Below are 19,021 nucleotides of genomic sequence, written 5' to 3' on the forward strand. Positions count from 1 at the left end.
ACCCCGTCCCTTTCGCGATCTTGCACTTTCTGTCCTTCCAGAAGGGGCATGGAGGGCATATCGGCGACAGAAACTGCAAGATCGCGGGGTGGTCAGGGGGTTGGGGTTGGGACGGGCGTTGGGAGAGGGGTGGGCCGGCGGGTACGGCGGGAGGCTCGGACGGCGTCGGCAGTGAAGACGATCAGGGCCAGCCAGACCAGCGCGAAGCCCGCCAGCCGGGCCGGCGGCATCGGCTCGTGGAAGATCAGCACCCCGCAGCCGAGCTGAAGGATCGGCGCCAGGTACTGGACCATGCCCAGGCTGCTCAAAGGCAGTCGGTTGGCCGCCCCGGCGAACAGCAGCAGTGGAATCGCCGTGGCCGCGCCGGCCAGCACCAGCAGCGCGGTGTGCCCCGCCGAGACATGCCCGAAGGTCAGGTCGGCCTTCGCCGTCAGCCAGCCCAGGTAGCCCAGCGCCGGCAACGCCAGCACCGCCGATTCCACGAACAGCCCCTCCGCCGCCGGCAGCCCGAGCCGCTTCTTCACCAGGCCGTAGCCGGCGAAGCTGAACGCCAGGGTCAACGCCAGCCAGGGCAGCCGTCCGTAGTCCACGGTGAGCACCGCGACCGCCGACGCGCCGATGCCCAGCGCCACCCACTGCGCCGGGCGTAGCCGCTCCCGCAGCACCGTCACCCCGAGCAGCACCACGACCAGCGGGTTGATGAAGTAGCCGAGCGCGGTCTCCACCACCCGGTCCGAGTTCACCCCGTAGATGTAGGTGCCCCAGTTGACAGCTATCAGCGCGGCGGCGGCGACGATCCCCGCCACCGCCCACCGGCGGCGCAGCAACGCCCGCAGGAAGCCGATGTTGCGCAGCGCGCCCAGCAGCAGAGCCACGAAGACCACCGACCAGACGATCCGGTGGGCCAGGATCTCCAGCGGGCCGGCGGGTCGCAGCAGCTTCAGGTAGAGCGGAAAGAAACCCCAGAGCAGGTACGCGCCGAGGCCGTAGAGGTATCCCAGGCGGAGTGGCGTCACGTCTCCACCGTAAGGGGCATAGTGCTGCTTTGTTCCTTTCCGGTGAGCGGGGTCACCGGGGCTCGCCGGTCCAGCTGCATCCACCGTTGCGGCGCGTCCAGCGGGGTGAAGCCCACCCCCGCGTACACCTGGTGGGCGTCGTTGGTGCAGAGCAGGATCCGGCGTACGCCCAGCTCATCCAGGTGGTCCCGGACCGCGCCGGCCAGCCGTCCGCCCAGCCCGCGACCCCGGGCGGCGCGGTCGACGTACACGTCGCAGAGCCAGGCGAAGGTGGCACCGTCGGTGACGACCCGGGCCACGGCGACCTGGCGGCCGTCCTCCGGCCGGTAGATGCCGAACGGCAGCGAGCCGGCGAACGACCGCTCGGTGGTCGCCCGGTCCCGTCCGAGCGCCCAGTACGCGTCGGTGGACAACCAGTGGTGCACCAGATCGAGGTCGATCCGCTCCGGATCGGTGCTGAGCAGGTGGCCGTCGGAATAGGTCAGCGAGAACATGCCGCGACGCTAACCGCCGAGGTGGGCGGTAAGGCCGCAACATTCCCGAACTCTGGTCATCGGCCCGCCGGGGCCCCGGCCGAGGTCGGAGCCCCGGACGGACCGGGTCGGTGCTTGCTGGTCGGCGGTCAGTCCCGGTCGAGGACGGCGCCGAGGATCCAGGTCACGATGCTCACGAAGAGGGCGCCGAGCACTGCCGCCGGCCAGAAACCGTCCACCGAGAACGGCAACCCGGCCTGGTCGGCGATCCAGCTGGTGAGCAGGAAGAGCAGCCCGTTCACCACCAGGGCGATGAGACCCAGGGTCAGCAGGTAGAAGCCACAACCGACGGTCTTGATGATCGGCTGAAGAACAGCGTTGACCACACCGAAGATAACCGCGACCAGGAGCAGCGTGGTCACCGTCTCGGTGGCCGAGTTCGAATCCAGGGAGATGCCCGGGATGAGGAGCGTGGCCAGCCAGAAAGCCAGAGCTGTGCTGGCCAGCCGAATCAGCAGACCTTTCAGAAAACCCATGGCGGGGATCGTGCCACGGACACCGCACGGACGTAACCCGCCGGCTGGCGCGTCCGGTGGAATCAGCCGCGCGTCGGCGGGCCGATCAGTTCAGCCGCGCGTCGGCGGGCCGACCAGTTGCGCCTCGATCGGAGTGGGGGAGAGCAGTGCCCAGCGCAGCGCCCGACGGTTGACCACCGCCACCATGTCCTCCCGGATCCGGGTCAGCCACTCGGCCGACCCGCCCAGCCCCAGCGCGGCTCCGGCCAGGGTGGCCTCGGCGGAGGTCAGTGGCTGGAGCAACGCCAGGTCGGCGCGGCTCAACGCGTCCACATCGGCCGGGGTCAGCTCGTCGCGTACCACAAGGGTGGCCCGCCACGGCGGGCCCGGCACGGCCTCGGCCGCCACCGGCCCGGCGTCGACGATCAGCAGCAAAGGCCGCAGCGCGGTGCCCACCCCGTCGGCGACCGCCCGACCGGGAGGGAGCAACGGGATCGTCCCGCCCGGTGCGCCAACCCCACGGACGAACGGCTCCCAGGCCCGTGGCCGGGCGGTCTGCACCACCACCAGGGCGCCGAGTGCCAGGGCGCGCAGGGCCACCAGCTGGGCTGCCCGTACCCCGCCGACCAGCAGCACGCGGGTGCTCTCCGGCCGGAACAGTCGCACTGTGACGGCGCGACCGTGCCGGTTGGTGCCGACCATCATTCCCGCGTCGCCCAGGGACAGCTCCCAGTCGTCCACGGTCGGCCCGGGCGCGGGTGGGCGGGGCTGCGCTCCCGGTGCCGTCAGCGCCAACGGCAGCGTGGCGGCCAACCCGCTCAGGTGTGCGCCGTCGAGTCGTCGCAGCTTTCCGCCCAGGTCGGTCACCAGGCGTACCAGGGCCTCGCCGGCCGCCGCCAACTCGGCCGCCGTCCCGGCGGCCAGGCGTACGGTCAGCTCGGTCGGCACTCCGCCGGCAGTGGGCGGAGCCGACGACGTCGACATCGTCGGCGACGGGCCTGAGCAGATCGACACCGTCGTGGCCGTCGCCGGCAGCGCCAGCAGGCGGGGTACCAGCCGGCGCCCAGCCGCAGCGCCCGCGTCGGGCCAGTGGAGCAGACGGAAGGTGGCCTGGACGAGACTGCCGGACCGGATCGCCGGCCACGACTCCCGGACCGGGTCGCCGTCGTGGTGGGCCAGCTCGCCCAGTACGCGCAGCGCCGCCGGCACCCCGAGCGGTCGCGCGGCCAACGGCCCGAGCCGGCGGACGATCCGGCGGACCGTGCCGGCGAGTACCCGGCGCAGGTCCTCCTCGGACCAACCGTTCACCCGCAGCACCCGGACCGCCACCACCGCCCGCTCGCGCCCGGCGAGCCGCCCGTCGGTGAGCTGCCGGTACGACGTGCCGACCGTGCCACCGGCGCTCGGCACCGGTGCCGGCGCACCGGCGAGCAGCAGTTGCACCAGCAGCGGGGGCTGGTCCGGCCCGGTCGGGGGGAGCAACGCGGCCGGGGCGGGGATCGCCTGGGACACGTCACCCAGCAGGTCGCCGGGGTCGCCGAGCTCCAGGAGCGCGACCATGCCGGTGGTGTCCTCCAGGAGGGCCGCCGGCCCGCCGGTCAACTCGGTCGAGCGGACCACTGTGCCCGGGGCTACCAGGTCGAGCAGTTCGGCCGCGTCGGCCGGCCCGGTCAACGCACGCCGGTGGGTGAGGTGCCCGATGGCGGTGCCGAGCCACTCGAACAGCCACCGGCCCCGCACCGGCACCCAGGCGGCGGCCACCAGCAGCACGGCCACCAGTACGGCTGCCGCGACGACCGGCGCGGGTCGGCCGAGGGTGACGAGCACCAGGGCCGCCGCGACCTGTGCGGTGACCAGTTGGCCGGCTCGCGCTCCGGCAGCCGCACGACGGCCGAGTGCGACCCAGTGGGCCGCCGGCGACCGGCGACGGGGGGTGCGCTGCTCGACCGGCAGTGGACCGCTGTCGGTGGATCGACCCGGCCCGCCCACCCGTGGGGAGGCGCCTGCCTCGGACCCGACCGGGGTCGGCGGGTGCGGCCCTCCGGTGGTGATCGCCGGCACCGTGCCTCCTCGACCAGTGGGGACCGGGGTCGGGCGGCCGGCCGCCCTCCGGCGGCCCGTCACGCGCCGCGACGTGGCTGCGGCACATCGTAAGCGACCGATGGCCGCCTCGGTTGTCCACAGGGGAAGCCGGTGGGGTAGCAGAACCGCTACGAGGTCGCTACCGTCAGCCACGAAGTCCTTCGCTGACCCGTGTCTCAGTGCTCGAAAGACCGGGCCAAGCGACGACGCGTCGCCCCGGGATGGGCGCGTCGACGGCCAGGTGCGATCCGAGAGACGAGGTGACGTCCGGATGTCCCAAACCAAGGCAGAAGCAGCGGTGATGCAGCAGACTGCCGCGAAGTTCGAGCAGGTGGACCAGTCGTTGCAGTCCATGCTGACCGGCCTGCTGGCCGAGCTGGAAGTGTTGCAGCAGGCCTGGCGTGGCGCTGGTGGCCGGTCGTTCGAGCAGGTCAAGCAGCAGTGGTCACAGGACCAGGCGGCGCTGCACCGCGCGCTGCGCGAGACCGCCGGTGCGATCCGCACCGCCGGTCGGCAGTACCACGCGTCCGACGACGAGGTGGCCAGCCGGGTGGCCGGCACCAACCGCGGCGGCATCCAGCTGCCGCTCTGATCCCGCTGGGGAGGGAATCCGATGGACCATGGTGTGCTGGTCGTCAACTTCGCCGCGCTGCAGCAGGCCGGCGCTGACATTCAGAAGGCGTTGAACACCCTCGACGCGCAGCTCGGTCAACTCGAACGCGACGCCGCCCCGCTGGTGGCGAGCTGGACGGGCGACGCGCAGCAGGCCTACGAACAGCGGCAGGCGCGGTGGCGTTCGGCCTCGCAGGACCTGCAGGGGATGCTGCGTGACATCAGGTTGGCGGTGAACGACTCCGCCACCGACTACCTGGACACCGAGAAGAAGAACACCGGGCTGTTCCAGTGAGCGATGTGGGCCGGGAGCGCTGACCGTGTCCGGGCCAGCGCCCCGCCCGCAGCCGGTCGGCGGCGAGGGCCGTGTGCGGGCGGCCTCAGGCCGGGCCGGCCGGTCGCCAGCGTCGACGGGTGCCCCGGGGCACCACCAGGGCGAGCAGCGCCACGGTGACCGCCGTGATGCCGGCCACCGCCCCGACCAGCAGGGCTCGGTCCCGTGCGGCGACCCGACGGGCCTGATGGGCGAGCTGCGCCGGGTCGGCCCGGTCGTCGGCGAGCGCGGCGACCTGCGGCGCGCCGGCCGCACGGCCGCCGCTGGTCTCGGTGACCGCCCGGTAGGGGTTCAACACTCCGGCGCCGTACCCGCCGCCCCGGCCCGCGCCCGGAGCTGGGTCGGCGGTGGCGATGATCCGCTCCGCCACCTGGGCGGCGGTCAGCTCCGGCCGGTACTCCCGCAGCAACGCGGCGGTGGCGGCCACGAAGGGCGCCGCGTAACTGGTCCCTTCGACCCGATGGTGGCCGACACCGGGTGCGGCGGTCAGCACCTCGCTGCCCGGAGCGACGAGATCGACGTACGAGCCGGTCTGCGAGAACGCCGCCCGCCCGCCGTCCGCCCCGATCGCGCCCACGCCGAGCACCCCGTCGTAGCCGGCGGGAAACGGTCGGGGGTCTCCACCGTCGTGCAGGTTGCCGGCGGCGGCCACCAGCACCACGTCCCGCTCGACCGCGTACCGCACCGCCGACCGGACCTCCGGGTCGTCCGCGTACAGCACGACGGACAGGTTCACCACGTCGGCGTCATGGTCGACGGCCCACCGGATGGCCCGGGCGAACTCGCCGGCGCTGACCGTACGCCCCGACTCCCGCCCCTGCACGACCTGCTGTTCGCTCACCCGCACCGGCAGGATTCGGGCACCCGGTGCCAGGCCGCGGAAGGCGACGTCGGGGCGGGGTGCCGCGGCGATGATGCTCGCCACACCGGTGCCGTGCCCGGCGCAGTCCCGACCGCCGTCCCCGCCGGGGTCGAGCAGGTCGGTGCCGGCCAGCACCCTCCCAGCCAGTTGCGGGTGCACCCGGTCCACCCCGGAGTCGACCACCGCGACCGTCACCCCGTCGCCGGTGGCCAGCGGCGCGAGCCGCGCCGGGTCGTACCGTTGCTGTGGCCAGGGCCTGGCGGCGACCGGTCGGACGGGGGCGAGTGGGGTCGCGCAGGCCGGTGCCGACGCTCCGAGCCCGGCGGTGGCGGCGACGGTCGGAAGGGCCGGTACGGTCAACAGGCTGGCGGCCAGACCTGCGAGGACCGGGCGCGTGATCGATTGGGACAACGACACCCTCCGTATCGTGTCGGCTCCGAAACGGGATGTTATCGCCTCCCTCGGGCCCTGGCAGGCCGCCGCCGGCCAGCCATTGTGATCTTGGTACCACCTTGTAGGTTGTACGCGATACCTGTGGCCTGTTCTCGGAAGGGGAGGTGGCCGTGACCGCATGGGAACCGGCCACGGAGGCCGAGGTGGCGATGCGCGACGCTCTGCGCGCGAACGACCAGGAGCTCTACTTCCGGCTCCTGTCCCGCACCGATGTGCTGCTGCCGGTCTCCGCGCCGACGCAGCCCGGCCAGCCACCTGCCGGGTGGGGCACCTGGACCACCGGCGGCCGGACCCACGTCCTGGCCTTCACCTCCGCCGCCGCACTGCGAGCCTGCCTCGGCGATCACGCCGGCAGCAACCGACGCATCCCCTTCGCCGACCTCGCGGCCAGCTGGCCCAACCACGAGTGGTGGCTCGCCGTCAATCCGGGTCTGCCGGTCGAGGGTTACCTCCCGGCCTGGTTCGTGTCGCAGTTGTCCCGAGGTGACGTGCGGCTGCCCGGCCGTGCCATGGGTGCCCGCGCTCGCCTGGAGCGGGCCGAGACCCTGGCCCGCAGCCGGCCCGGCGCGCCACCGCGGGACACTGCCGCAGCCGCTGGATCACCTCCCGTGACGGGGGTGGCCTCGTCCGCGCCCGAGAGCGCTCCGCTCGCACCCCGAAGGCCCGCGCGGAGCCCGGGCCCTCGGGTGGGTGCCCCGCCGGTGCCGGGTCCGGCGCCCCGGCCACCCGCCTCTGCTGAGCCGCCGCGCCGACCTGGCGAGGAGGACCTGCCCGCCGCCGGTCAGCGGCACCCGACCGAACCGCCTCGGCCCGGCCCAGGCGTCGGAGCACTGCCCCGCACCGGCCGGCCGTCCCGGTTCACCCCGTTGGCTACCGCCGGCCCCACCACCGACCAGGCTGGGCCGGGTGCGGGCTGGCCGGCAGCGACCCGGCCGGGCGACGTCGACGGCCCCGCCCCGGCCAACGGCAACGGTGGCCCCCAGGCCGCGCCTCGGCGCTCCTTCTTCGACCCCACTCCGGCCCGCGACCCGGCCGCGAGCGGGGGACGCCCCGGTGACCGGGCGGCCCCGCCGACCCGGTTCGGTCGAGGCAGCCAACCCTTCCCTCGCCGCCGCCCAGCCGATGCGCCGGCCGACGAGACAGCGACGCGGGCCTTTCCGATGGCGGCGGACCCGGCCGCCACTCAGCCGGTACGACGGCCGGAGGGCGGCCTCGGCGCGCCTCGCGGGATGGACGCGCCGCCGTCCGGCGAGGAGATCACCCAACCGCTGCCGCCGCGCCGGCACAACCCGCTGGCCGAGGAGCCCACCCGCGCGTTCCGGGTGACCGGCGAGCCTCGCCCGACCGGTGGGCTCGGTCGGCCATCGGCGGAGGAGACGCAGGCGATTCCCCAGGACCGGCCGGGCAGGTTCGAGCCGGCCGAGGATCTGCCGGTGTCCGTCGCGGAACCGGTCTCCGCCCCGCCTGCGCCGCGCCGAGGCTTCACGCCCATCGTCATCGAGGGCACCATCATCGAGTCCCGCGACCTCACCGACCCGGTCGAGAGCATCGCGCCGGTCGACGCGCCCCGGCGACCCAACCCTGCCGAGGCCGCCCCGCCGCCGTTCGGCTCGACGCCCCCCGGTCCGGGCCTGTTCGGTCCGTCGTCGCCCAGCCCCACCGAGGCCGCCGCGCCACCACCGTTCGGCCCGGCGTCTTCCGATCCGGGCCTGTTCACGGCGTCCCCCAGCCCCGCTGAGGCCGCCCCGCCGCCGTTCGCCAGCCCCGGTCCGTTCGCACCCCCGTCCTTCAGCCCCGACCAGCCCGCTCCGAGCCCGTCCGTCCCGCAGCCCGTGATTCCGGCGGAGTCCGGCGCTGTCGGCGATGGCCTGGGCAACCTGAGGGCCGACGCCCCGCTCAGTGACGATCGCTCCGACAGTGGGGGCTTGTCGGGAAGCCCGGCCGGCGGCGAGAGCATGACCGCGGCTGACGGCCCCTACCCGCCTGCCGACGAGCCGCCGCCGGTCGAGTTCGAGCCGGCGAACACGGTCGAGGAAGACCTGCTCAATGCCGCCGGCTCGGGCAGCACCGACACGTTCCTGTCCACCCTGCTGCTGGCTCGGGTGCTGCTGCCGGCGGCACCGGACTCGGCGCGGGGAAGCCGCCCCGGGGATCCCGGCTTCGTCTGGCGTACCGGGCAGCTCGACGGCGAGACGTACGTGGTGGTCTACACGTCGTCGGAGCGCCTCGCCGACCATGTCGAGGGAGACATCGACACGGTCCGGGTGAAGTTCGCCCAACTGATCCGGCGCTGGCCCGACGAGGACTGGTCGTTCGCCGTCAACCCGGGCACCCCGGTGGGTGCCAAGTTGCCCGGCGAGCAGATCGTCGCGTTGGCCAACTGGGCCGCCGAGGTGGGGCTCGGGGACGACCTGGAAGTGGACCAGGTGGAAGCGCCGGCCGTGGCCGAACCCGCCGCCCGTCCCCGGTACGCCCCCGCAGCGGTCGACCCGACCCGGCCGACGGTCATGCAGAAGGCGATCGCCCCCAGCCAGCTCGCGTACTACCTGGATCGCGGGTACGACCGGGTGTCCGGGTTCGTGCACCGGGCCGGCGAGCTGTCCCACCTGACCACACCGGCTCAGTTGCACGAGGCGCTGGGCCTGAGCTACCCCGGCTCGCCGTTCGCCCAGGACGCCGAGGAGATCTACGTGCTGCGCTGGCCGGCGCACCGGCCGAGCCTCTACCGCATCCCGTACGGAGGTCAGAACGAGCCGGCGATGCGGGCCATGGAGGGCTGGGTCATCGAACGCCCGCCGTTCCGGGGCAACGGCTTCGCCCCGGGTGAGAGCAGCGACGTGGTGGCGGAGTTCAAGGTGGACAGCGCACGGCTGCCGCACGGCGCCCAACTCTGGCGCATCGGCGCGGACGGCAGCGAGCGGGTGGTCGCCGAGCTGGACACCGACTCGGTCACCTGGCGACGGGTCGGGGAGGCGTGATGCGCGACGGCTACGTGGCCCGTTGGCGGGGCCGGGAATACCAGGCCAGCCCGGACGGCGACGACATCCGCCTCTACCAGCCCGAGCCGGGTGAGGGCTTCGAGGAGGTCCGCGCGGGCCGCTACGTCCGGGTGCTGCCGGCGAGCGAGATCGAGGATCTGGCGTACGTGCGGACCACCTGCACCTGGCAGGGGCAGCCGTTCATAGTGCTCGGCGAGCACGACGCCTGGCTGCGGGTGGAGTACACGGGTGGTCGCTGGCCGGTGGCCGAGGCGATGCGGCTGGAGGTCTTCGACTTCGGCGTCTACCAGGGTTGGGCGCCGGCCGCCGAGGTCACCGACCTGCGGGAGCAGCGGGTCTGACCGGTCAGGTCTTCGCCCATCGCAGGATCTCACCGAGCACCAGCTCCGGCGCCTCAAGGTGCGGGAAGTGCCCCACCCCGTCGAGCAACCTCCACTCGTACGGGGCGACGACGTACCGGCCGGAACCCAGCGCGGTGCGGGGCAGGGAGGCGGTGTCCAGGGCGCCGTGCAGCTGCAGGGTCGGGGTGGACAGCGGCTTCTGCATCAGGCGGACGAACCGGTAGCCGTGCAGTCGCAGCAGCGAGCGGAACGCCCAGCGGTAACCCTCCAGCGCGCAGAACGCCGCCTGCGGGATGCACATCGCCTCCCGGCACCGCTCGGCGTACGCCTCGAAGTCCGGCCCGGCTACCCACTGTGGGCCGCCCCAGCGGCGCATGATCTCGCCGACGGCCGCGGCGCCGTCGCGGGTCAGGACGTGCTCGTAGCGGGGTAGCTGGAACTTCAACGCCGGGGTGGACGCGGTGAACTGCCCGCGCGGGTCGGCGAAGATGGCGGCGCGCAGTCGCAGCGGATGCGGTGCCCCCAGCACGACGAGCCGGCGGACCAGGGACGGGTGGAACGAGGCCACCGTCCAGGCCACCATGCCACCGAGGCCGCTGCCGACGATCGTCGCGGACCGTTCACCGAGCGCGCGGATCAGTCCGGCGATGTCGGCGGCGAGGGTGTAGCCGTCGTACCCCCGGGGTGGTTTGTCGCTCGCCCCGTAGCCGCGCAGATCGACGGCGACCGCCCGGAAGCCGGCGTCGGCGATCGCCGGCAGCATCTGGTGCCAGGCCCACCAGTGCTCCGGGAAGCCGTGCAGGAAGAGCACCATCGGCCCGGTGCCGCCCTCGACCACGTGGAACCGGCTGCCGTTGGCGCCGACGAAACGGTGCGTCCACGGCCCCTCGGTGAGGACACAGGACTCGTCGACGGCCCCGCCGCGCTGGTCGGTCATGGCAGACAGCCTAGAACCCGAGGTCGCGGTGACAGTCGCCACGGCCACGTCGCGACCGCAAAGGTGTGCCGACAGGTACGAGGCTCGAACGCGCGACGATCCCGGATCGGTGAGGTGCTCACCGATCCGGGATCGCTGTCGGTCTACCGCAGGTAGGTGCTGAAGGCCCGGTTGGCCACCTGATCGCCGACGGTCAGTCCGGAGTCAGCGTCCCACTGGTAGTGGACACCGAGCCAGACTCGACTGCGGGCGTTCTCGATTGCAGCCGCGCTGAAACTGGTGAAGGTGCGCGTGACGTTGACCGCCTGGGGATCCTCGGTGGTGGCGGCGAAGGTGAACGCGTCAGTGCCGTAATGGCGCTTCATGATGCCGGCCCACGCGCCGGCGAAGGTCGCGTGCCCGGACACGTACGCCGGGAAGGGCGGGGAGAAGTGGTTGCCGCTTCGATCGGCCGACAGGGGCTCCCAGGCGGGGTTGGGCGTGGTTGCGGCGTTGTTGTCCGTCTCGGGCTCGGCGATCGCGGTGTCTGGGCGCCACAGGTCGATGCTGGTGTTGTATTTGGCGTCCCAGGCTGCGATGGCGGCGTCGGCCATCGCCATCGCCACCAGGGCGAACAGTCGCGGGGTGTCGAGAGGGCTCTTGGTCGCGACGATCTGGGTGTGTCGGAAGAGTTGGCCCGGCGGCTTGTAGGTGCCGTCCAGGTCGTTGGCCCAGAAGTACGCCGCCTGGGTCTGGTCTGCGGTGCGGTCCTCGGTGCTGGCGGTAGCGGAGCCGCGCTTCCTGACCTCGTTCACCTGCTCCGCGTAGGCGCTGCTGCGGAGCATCGTGTCGACGTTGGTGAAACCGCCCGGTAGCGGGGGACGGAACTGCGAGCCCGAGGTGAGGGCGAACGGCGTGACCGCGCCCCAGTTGGGGCTGGCCGCAGCGCCGGAGCCGGTCGGTCGCCACTGGCCGGCGGTGAAGCTCGGTGTGTACGCGGCGTTGTTGGTGGAGCCGTCGTTGGCGCGGGCATTGATCATGTTCTGTGCCGCGCCCTCGCCGACGCTCGTGCTCCATCCCTCAGGTCCAGGGTTGCCGATCGGCGGATAGGAGCGGGAGCCGGCGAAGTCGTTGGAGAAGTCCCGCGTCGGCCAGATGGAGCCGAGAACGGTCACCGCCGCCACGTCCATGTTCCACTGGCGGTCGTAATTGTAGTTGGGTATTTTCGCGATCCGGGCGATGTACGGAGCGCCGTTGCCGCCGAGCGACACGTGCGCGTCGTACATGGCGAGATGCATCATCGCGCCGGCCCGAGACAACACCGTCGGCGGGCCCCCGACCGCGCGGTAGGTCTTCAGCAGAACGTTGTTCCAGTAGATGACATGGTCGAAGCCCTCCGGGACGGCTTGCGCCGGCCGGGGTACTGCGGTGATGGTGCCGCCGATGGTGAGTGCGGCTACGAAGAGGGCGACGGTCCGTCGCATTCCGATCCTTCGCAAGTGGATCCTTCCCCGTTGAACATCCGCGCCGGAGGCGCGTCGCCGACAGGATCTCCATCGGCTTGTGTCAATGATCGGGGGCCCCGGGAGGCAGGGACATGGCGAAGTGGCCGCAGTCCGCAAGTTGCAAGATCAAATCCAGCCGCGTTGCGCGGCGGCGACCCCGAGGGTCAGCCTGTTGGACGCACCGAGCCGCTCGGAGAGCAGTTCGAAGTGGCGGCGTACCCAGCGAGGGCTGCGCCCGAGGCTGCGCGCGATGGCCTCGTCCTTCGCGCCGCTCGCGGCCAGTCGGAGAATCTGTGACTGCACCGCCGTCGGGCCGTCGCTCTCGCCGGTCTGCCGTTCGGCCAGTGGTACGGACCGTGACCACAGGCAGTCGAAGTGGTGCGTCATGAACTCCACCAGCGCGGCCGTGCGAAGGAACAAGCCCGACCACCGACCGGCGCCATCCGGAGCGATCAACGCGGTGTGTCCACCGATCACCATCGACGTGGGTACGGATGCCGCCATCCGTACCTGGGTGGTGTCGACGCCGCGTAGGTGGTTCGGCGTGTCGAGTACGCGGTGATCGACGATCGTCGGGTGGCGCCGCGCCGATTCCGGATAGCCCCAGAGCGTGCCACCGCCGGCCGGAGGCGGCACGCCGCGCAGCGACCGGCAGTCGTCGTTCTCGACGGTCAGGCGGTCGGCGAGCCGGACGAACTCGGCCCAGTCGCGGACCGTGTCACGCTCCTCCGCCGGTGACGTCGTCTGCTGCTCCCGCTGTTCAAGCCGGGTGTAGTGCTCCATCAGGCGGTGCTGGGCCTGGACAAGTTCTTGTTGCCCGGCGGCGAGCCGCAACCTCAGTTCGAGGGCGGAGACGGTGGCCAAGCGCACTGTCGGTGCGCCGCCCCCACCCAGATCCAACTCAACGTCACTCGACATGCGAACCACCCCCGTGGTTGTGCCTGCCGTGGCTGGCGCGTGATTCGGTCAGCGCCGAGTCGAGGTGACCCGGGATCCACAGTCAGGCGATACCAATCGTCACGGTCGGTCGATGTGCCGTCAACCGCCCGTACTGGCGTTGACTGTGATCGATTGATGTGCTCCGAGGCCCGGCGCTGTCGGCCGAGGAGAACCGCCGCCAAAGGGCGACGCCCGGGCAGATGACCTGCCCGGGCGTCGCTGGGTGTTGCTGAGTCAGTGGTCAGCTGACCCTGATCTTCATCGAGGTGCCGTTCTGCTCCTTGACCTCGATCTTGACACCGGTCGCGGGGAGCTTGACGCCGTGGTTCGGCAGCTCCTCGTAGAAGTACTTCTTGGTGTCGTTGAACACGGGCTCAGCGGCCTGACCGCGGATGTACTGCGGCTGGCTGTTGAGGTGCAGGGTGAACGAGTCAGCCTTGTTCAGGCTGAACGGTGCGTCGTACACCTGGATACGGGCGCGCCACGGGGCTCCGGTCAGGTTGTAGATCGGGCGCGGGTGCGCGTCGATGTACAGGTTGCGGCCCTCACCCGGGTGACCACCCGGGTTCGTCACCGGGTCGTACGGCGCGGTGTTGTTGTCGGAGAACCGGGTGTTCCAGTACGAGATGAGCAGGCCCTCCTGGTACGCGTAGTGGTCCACCCAGTCCGGGCGGGTGTTCGCGTAGCCGAAGAAGTACGGGCCCGTCTTCAGGTACTTGTCGTACGAGACGTACGACCGGTTGCCGGCGATGTAGAAGTTGTCGAACAGCCGGGTGTAGGTCGCCCCGACCACCTCGAACTTGGAGAGCGTCCAACCGGCGTCGGTCTCGGCACCGTCGCTGAACACGGTCTGGCCGTCGGCGGTCACGGTGATCGCGTCGCCGAAGAAGCCGCCCTCGGAGACCCCACCGTCGGTGACGTAGTGCAGGCGGACCTGCGCCACCTTGCCGGCGACCGAGGTCAGCGGGATGTTGATGTCCGCCCAGGCGCCCTTGCTGCTGCCGGCCAGGGCCGGGCGACCCGCACCGTCGACGCCGATCGGCTTGCCGTTGACAGTGCCGTCCAGGTCGGCCCAGGTCTGACCGCCGTCCGTCGACGCCTCGAAGTAGAGGTAGTCGTAGCCGGCCTCGATGCTGTACTTGCCCTTGAGCGACAGCGCCGCCGAGGACTTCCCGGTGAGGTCGAACGTCCTCGTCATCTTGCTGTCGAGGTCGTCCTCGTTACCGGAGAAGTACTGCTTCGAGCCCTCGAACGGTGCCCCGTAGTTGAAGGTGTACTCCCGCTGCGGGAGCACGACCACCGCGGCCTGCGCCTTGTCCGAGTTGTACTCCTGCGGGCCGAGTTCCAGCGTGCGCTTCTGACCCGCCACGATGACCTCGTAGTCGAGCCAGCCGAGCTGGAGCTTGTTCCACGCGCCGAGGTCGCCGCCCCGGTCGCCGATGCCGACGTCGTTCTTCGCGCCGAGCCGGCTCTGGGCCATCAGGGTCCAGTGCTCGTTGTTGTTGTCCGCGGGGCCGTAGTCGTCCGGCAGGCCCAGGTCGTGGCCGTACTCGTGGTAGAAGACGCTGCGGCCGCCGTTTTCCGGCTGGATCGTGTAGTCGCGGATCCAGACGCCGGTGTTGCCGATCTGGGTGCCGCCGATCGGGAAGTTCGGCGGGCCCACGGGCGAGCTGTTGAACGCCGACCAACGGTGGCTCCAGATCGCGTCCTCACCCTGCTGCGGGTCACCGTCGGCCTGGTCGCCGCCGGAGTGGACGATCTGGAAGTGGTCGATGTAGCCGTCCGACTCGTTGAAGTCGCCGTCACCGTCGTAGTCGAAGCGGTCCCACTGGTCGAAGGACTTCATCTCGGTGGCGATCTGCGCGTCCGTACGGCCCTTGGCCTTCTGGTCGGCGACCCACTGGTTGGCGGCGTCGGCGATCAGGTTCCAGGTGTTCGCGCAGACGTTGTCGTTGCAGACGGCCGGGTCGTTGGCCGGGACGTCCAGGTCGTCCGGGATCGGGTCGTCGGAGCGACCGTATCGGGCCTCGTTGTACCGGACCTTGACCCAGTCGGTCACCTCACCGTCGACGGTGTAGCGACCCGAGGACTGCGCCTCGTAGTACTGCTTGAGCGACTCGTCGCCCGGGTTGGTGCCGAAGTAGAGCTGGCGGAAGTGGTCCGGGCTGAAGTCCGGCTGCCAGATGGTGGAGTTGTCCACGGCCCGGTTGGGCTCGGGGATCTTGTTGTGCAGCGGCCCCTCGAACGTCGCCGGTCCGGCGATGTCCGGGTTCATGTCCTTGTCCGGGTAGGACGGGTGCCGCTCGTCACCGAACTCGGCCAGGATCACGAAGATCTTGTCGGTCCGCTCGCGCTTGAGCTCGACGTACTGGTCCTTCGTCGCCTGAGCGCCAGCGGCGGAGCGTGCGTTGCCGTTGGTGGCCGTCTTGCCGACCTGGCCGACCTTGACGACAGTGCTGCCGTTGCGCTCGATCGGCTTGCTGCGCCCGCTCAGCACGTCGGCGAGACCCTGCTCACGCAGCTCGCGGCGCTTGTCCTCGAGCTTGTCGGGGAGTTCATCCTTCAGCGCTTGTGGTTCGGCAGCGGCCGGTGCCGCTGCCGGCAGTTTGGGCTGCGGGGCGGCCGAGGCGGACGGGCCGAACGCCAGGCCTGTCGCCGTCAGTGAGAGCCCGAGCAGACCCACTGCGACTTTGCGCACGTGGTACCTCCGGTGTGAGGGAACCGGCCCAACGGGGGTACGGGGCCGGTGGGAGATCGATCCCACTAGTGGGACCATTGGTGAACATAGTTACTGGCGGGACAGGTGGGAAGACGAACGCGTCGATTTGTTGCAAGATTTTGTTGGGAATGCTTTTCACCGTCACACCCCGCCGGTTCATCAGCCACGGTGAGCAGCGCGGGTGCGACCGCGACCGTATACAACGACATTTCTCGATCAATCTGGCCGCACGCAAGACAGTGGGGCCGGCAGCGTCTCCGCCACCGGCCCCACAGTCAGTTGTCGCGCAGTGAAACAGTTACTTCTTTGCCGGGGTCACGTAGATCTGGGCCGACGAGTTGTCCCCGGCGGCCTTCTTGATCGTCAGCGAGACGCCGTAGTTCACGCCGGCGTCGCCCGGGTTTCCGGTACCCAGCACGATCGCGCCACCGCCCAGGGTCACGCCGTAGAACTCCGGCGCAGGGCTGCCGTCCGGGTTGGTGACCCGGGTGGTGTACGGCGCGTTGTTACGCGACGGCAGGACCACCGACGCGTCGTTGTCGCGGGCGTAGGCAGCACCGTCGCGCATCTCGATGCCCGGGTACCAGCCCTTGGCGTCGGTGAACGCCTTCACCGGCGGCAGCCCCTTGAACTTCGTGCAGTACGCGCTGTACGGCTCGTCGGCCGCCTCGAGGCACTCGGTGAACGGGTACGTCCGGTTCAGCGTGAACGCAGCGTTCGACGACTGCGGGCGGCTGGGCAGGTTGTCGGTCACCGACGGGTCCTTCACCGCCGCCTCGCCGGTACGGCGCAGCGGGTCGAAGTGCGAGTCGACGATGAGCAGGCCGCCCTTCGCGCCGTAGCTGGGCAGCGCGGTCATCTGCCCGGTGACGTGGTTGACGTCGCCGAGCGCGGTGTCCCGGTACCACACCAGCATGCCCGGAGCGTTGTAGGAGATCCGGTCGACCTTCCACGCCTCGTGCGAGTAGATGGTGTCGTAGGCGTACTGCAGGCCCTTGTCGAAGCCGTCGAAGTTACGCCACTCCGCCAGGTAGTACTGGGCGTGCACCTCGGTGCCGCTGGAGACCTTCCAGCCCGCGCCGGTGGTGTCGACGAAGGTGCCGCCGGTGGCCGTCCAGCCGTTGGCGCCGCCCTCGACGTCGTCACTCCAGGTGGTGGCGCCGCCGCCGGTGACCGAGAAGTCGTCGACGAACCAGTTGCGCTCTTCGAACGCCTCGTCGGTGGCCAGACGCAGCCGCACCTGAACCGTCGTCCCGGCGTACGCCGACAGGTCGACGTAGTCGTGCCGCCAGCCGTCGGTGCTGCCGGTGAGGCCGTACTTCTTGCCGCCGAAGTCGTTCATCCGGCCGTTCGGGTCCGGGTAGCCGTCCGGCGTGGTGACCACCGTGCCGCCCTCGTCGTACACCTTCTGCTCAGTCCAGGTCGTACCGCCGTCGGTGGAGAGCTCGACGAAGCCGTAGTCCCAGTCCTCCTCGATGATGTAGTTGTTCCACATCCAGAACTTCGAGTCGGCGGCTGCCGGCACGTCGACCGAGCGGCTCAGCTTGACGTCGGCCCACTCCTGGTCGTTGTTGCTGTGCCACATCTTCGTGCCGCTGTGCGGGGTCGCCAGCGTCGTCACCTTGTCCGGCAGGTCGACCTTGATGCCGTCCTCGGAGTCGATCGGGGTGCGCGACGTCTGGCCGAGCTTGACCTCACGCGGGTTCGACCCGGGGCGGATGGTCAGCGGGTCGGCCCAACCGAGCACCCACTTGTCCCAGATGCCCATGTGCGTGGGCAGCGCCTGGAAGATCTCACCGGAGTGCGAGCCCGAGGCCATCAGGTCCCAGAAGTCCACGTCGGAGTCGGCGTTGCCGGACGTGTCGTAGAGGTCCGGCAGACCCAGGTCGTGGCCGAACTCGTGGGCGAAGACACCGACGCCGGCGTCTTCCGGCTGCACGATGTAGTTCGACGCCTTCAGGTTGGTGCCCGGGATGGTGTAGCCACCGGCAACCGTGGAGGAGTGCGCCCACACCGCGTACACGCCCTGGTCGCCGCCGCCACGGGACTTGCCCTGGCCGGCGTGCACCAGCACGAGGTGGTCGATCACGCCGTCCGGCTCGAAGACGTTGCCGTCACCGTCGCGGTCGGCCTGGTCCTCGATGTCGTAGTCGGCCCACGGGAAGTTCGGGTCCTTCGCGACGAGCGCGTCGATCGCGTCGGTCGCCAGGCGGCCCGCGCCGGCCGGGTTGTCCGGGTGGCCGTTCATCGACTGCTCACGGCCGGGAACCCACGCGCCGGTCTCGTCCTGGAAGCAGCGGTTGGCCGCGTACCAGCCCTCCGAGTGCGGCACGGTGATCCACGGGCTGGCCTGCCCGTCCACCGTGTACGCGTTCTTGGACATCTCCAGGTACATGTTGTGCATCGTGCGACCGGACAGGTCGATGCCCTTCTTGCCGTCCGGGCCCTTCAGGTCCGTGCGGACCCGCTCGGTGATGCCCTTCTTGCTGTAGAGCATCTTGTTGTAGTGCTGCGGCGAGAAGTCCGGCACCCACATCGAGTTGTTGTCCTCGTGGGGCAGGCGCGCCGGGTCCGCGATCTTGTTGTGCTTCGGGCCGTTCTGGACCGTGCCGGGGACGCAGGTGCGGTCCTCGAACACCGTCTTGGGGACCATGACGTTCGTGAAGTCGTCGTTGGCCTTGTCGTTGAACTCCACCAGCAGCGTCAGCAGCTTCGCCGTCTGGGTGGTCGGGGCCTTCTTGAACTTGCGGGGATTCTGACCCGTCTTCAGCGACTTGGCCTCGTCCTTGGCCAGCTGCCGTGCGGTCACCGGGTTGCCCCGGGCGTGCTTCTGGTCGAACGCGCGCGCGGATTCCGCGGCAGGGGTGTAGATGCCACCCTTGCCCTTCACCTCACGGCCGGTGGTGTCCGGCTGCACCTCGGGCTCGGCGTAGTTGATGTAGTGCTCGTCCGCGCCGATCACCGCCTGGGGGGTGCCGGACGACGGCTGGGCTGCCGCACTGCCACTCACGGTCAGTGACGTGGCCGCGAGGGCGATGACGGGCAGTGCGACGAGTAGTCGTCGCCGCGCCCTGGACTGCGGTTTGTGGTTCATGCCGCTCCGTTTCTCGGGCATGGGGAGGAGGACGTTGGGGTTGCCGACCATCGAAGCGATGTCTGTCGAACTCTGCCAACCTGCGTGAACCTAAAGCACAACCGGCCGAAAGGACAGTGGTGGCCGACGCCTGTGCCCGTTCAGCTTTCCCCGACTCCCCC

The 19,021-nt window shown here is 70.8% G+C and carries 14 protein-coding genes; 4 read left to right on the forward strand and 10 right to left on the reverse strand.

All coding sequences use genetic code 11. The features are described 5' to 3' along the window. Positions 1-92: 92 nt before the first annotated feature. The 4 genes from rarD to eccE all read right to left on the reverse strand — a co-directional run bounded on the left by rarD (position 93) and on the right by eccE (position 4,065). Positions 93-1,016, reverse strand: coding sequence for an EamA family transporter RarD (gene rarD / locus AB0B68_RS03485; RefSeq protein ID WP_357207275.1), 924 nt, complete (start codon positions 1,014-1,016; stop codon positions 93-95). After that, entirely contained in the window at positions 1,013-1,510 is a 498-nt protein-coding gene (locus AB0B68_RS03490; RefSeq protein WP_357257663.1) for a GNAT family N-acetyltransferase, read from the reverse strand. The genes rarD and AB0B68_RS03490 overlap by 4 nt, the downstream gene beginning before the upstream one ends. Positions 1,511-1,638: 128 nt before the next feature. After that, on the reverse strand, positions 1,639-2,025 hold the full coding sequence (locus AB0B68_RS03495; protein ID WP_091395522.1) for a phage holin family protein: 387 nt from the start codon (positions 2,023-2,025) through the stop codon (positions 1,639-1,641). A 90-nt stretch (positions 2,026-2,115) separates the two neighbouring features. Beyond that, on the reverse strand, positions 2,116-4,065 hold the full coding sequence (gene eccE / locus AB0B68_RS03500; protein ID WP_357257665.1) for a type VII secretion protein EccE: 1,950 nt from the start codon (positions 4,063-4,065) through the stop codon (positions 2,116-2,118). Positions 4,066-4,357: 292 nt separating this feature from the next. Between eccE and AB0B68_RS03505 the strand changes: the two genes are divergently transcribed. Both AB0B68_RS03505 and AB0B68_RS03510 read left to right on the forward strand, forming a co-directional pair. After that, positions 4,358-4,678 (forward strand): WXG100 family type VII secretion target, encoded by a 321-nt coding sequence (locus AB0B68_RS03505; protein WP_091395516.1) that lies wholly within the window; start codon positions 4,358-4,360, stop codon positions 4,676-4,678. A gap of 21 nt (positions 4,679-4,699) precedes the next feature. Further along, positions 4,700-4,993: a WXG100 family type VII secretion target gene (locus tag AB0B68_RS03510; protein ID WP_355004864.1), complete on the forward strand. Its 294-nt coding sequence runs from the start codon at positions 4,700-4,702 to the stop codon at positions 4,991-4,993. A gap of 85 nt (positions 4,994-5,078) precedes the next feature. On the opposite strand, the gene mycP is transcribed toward AB0B68_RS03510, so the two are convergent. Continuing rightward, the gene (gene mycP, locus AB0B68_RS03515; RefSeq protein WP_357257757.1) at positions 5,079-6,305 is read right to left on the reverse strand and encodes a type VII secretion-associated serine protease mycosin; all 1,227 of its coding nucleotides are present in this window, start codon (positions 6,303-6,305) and stop codon (positions 5,079-5,081) included. A 152-nt stretch (positions 6,306-6,457) separates the two neighbouring features. Here mycP and AB0B68_RS03520 point away from each other — a divergent pair, with 152 nt between their 5' ends. After that, positions 6,458-9,325 (forward strand): SseB family protein, encoded by a 2,868-nt coding sequence (locus AB0B68_RS03520; RefSeq protein ID WP_357257667.1) that lies wholly within the window; start codon positions 6,458-6,460, stop codon positions 9,323-9,325. Further along, the gene (locus AB0B68_RS03525; protein ID WP_355004867.1) at positions 9,322-9,687 is read left to right on the forward strand and encodes a hypothetical protein; all 366 of its coding nucleotides are present in this window, start codon (positions 9,322-9,324) and stop codon (positions 9,685-9,687) included. The genes AB0B68_RS03520 and AB0B68_RS03525 overlap by 4 nt, the downstream gene beginning before the upstream one ends. A 4-nt stretch (positions 9,688-9,691) precedes the next feature. On the opposite strand, the gene AB0B68_RS03530 is transcribed toward AB0B68_RS03525, so the two are convergent. From AB0B68_RS03530 to AB0B68_RS03550, 5 genes are all read right to left on the reverse strand, one after another. Next, a complete protein-coding gene (locus AB0B68_RS03530; RefSeq protein ID WP_112638703.1) occupies positions 9,692-10,624 on the reverse strand; it encodes an alpha/beta hydrolase in 933 nt (310 codons plus the stop codon). A 143-nt stretch (positions 10,625-10,767) separates the two neighbouring features. Then, positions 10,768-12,087: a phosphatase PAP2 family protein gene (locus AB0B68_RS03535; protein WP_357257669.1), complete on the reverse strand. Its 1,320-nt coding sequence runs from the start codon at positions 12,085-12,087 to the stop codon at positions 10,768-10,770. A 147-nt stretch (positions 12,088-12,234) separates the two neighbouring features. Beyond that, positions 12,235-13,026, reverse strand: coding sequence for a hypothetical protein (locus AB0B68_RS03540; protein WP_357257671.1), 792 nt, complete (start codon positions 13,024-13,026; stop codon positions 12,235-12,237). Positions 13,027-13,288: 262 nt separating this feature from the next. Continuing rightward, entirely contained in the window at positions 13,289-15,730 is a 2,442-nt protein-coding gene (locus AB0B68_RS03545; RefSeq protein ID WP_357257759.1) for an immune inhibitor A domain-containing protein, read from the reverse strand. Positions 15,731-16,064: 334 nt separating this feature from the next. Then, complete coding sequence (locus AB0B68_RS03550; protein WP_357257673.1) at positions 16,065-18,860, reverse strand: immune inhibitor A domain-containing protein; 2,796 nt, start codon at positions 18,858-18,860, stop codon at positions 16,065-16,067. Between the last annotated feature and the right edge of the window lie 161 nt (positions 18,861-19,021).

The organism is Micromonospora sp. NPDC049049 (assembly GCF_040649115.1).
Classification (GTDB): Bacteria; Actinomycetota; Actinomycetes; order Mycobacteriales; family Micromonosporaceae; genus Micromonospora.